This is a genomic window from Streptococcus sp. HMSC062B01, assembly GCF_001811085.1.
Taxonomy (GTDB): Bacteria; Bacillota; Bacilli; order Lactobacillales; family Streptococcaceae; genus Streptococcus; species Streptococcus gordonii.
This window is the reverse complement of the sequence record NZ_KZ672779.1, coordinates 1-250: the sequence shown is the minus strand read 5'-3', so window position 1 is coordinate 250 and position 250 is coordinate 1. Positions and strand designations below refer to the sequence as shown.

The following is a 250-nucleotide window of genomic DNA, read 5'->3' as shown; positions in this document are numbered from 1 at the left end:
GAGTGCCGTTGGCATCCACACGAGTCAATTCAAGCTCTGGTGTTTCACCCTTGAACTGTTTATCAGGAGTGAAGGTCACCTTACCATCTGCGTCCACTTCGAACTTACCAACATTTGGAACTTCTTTCACAGCTGTACCATTGTCAAATAGTGGAGTTGAATCAACTGGGAATGGAACTGAGTCATGGCCTGGGGTGAAGGTCACTTTACCTTCTTGTACTTGACCTTGAAGCCCTTCTGTCTTATCACC

The 250-nt window shown here is 46.4% G+C and carries 1 protein-coding gene; it reads right to left on the bottom strand.

Annotation, left to right across the window (positions count from 1 at the left end; genetic code table 11):
* On the bottom strand, window positions 1–250 hold a 250-nt coding region (locus HMPREF2780_RS03370; RefSeq protein WP_158672288.1), incomplete at both ends, for an Ig-like domain-containing protein.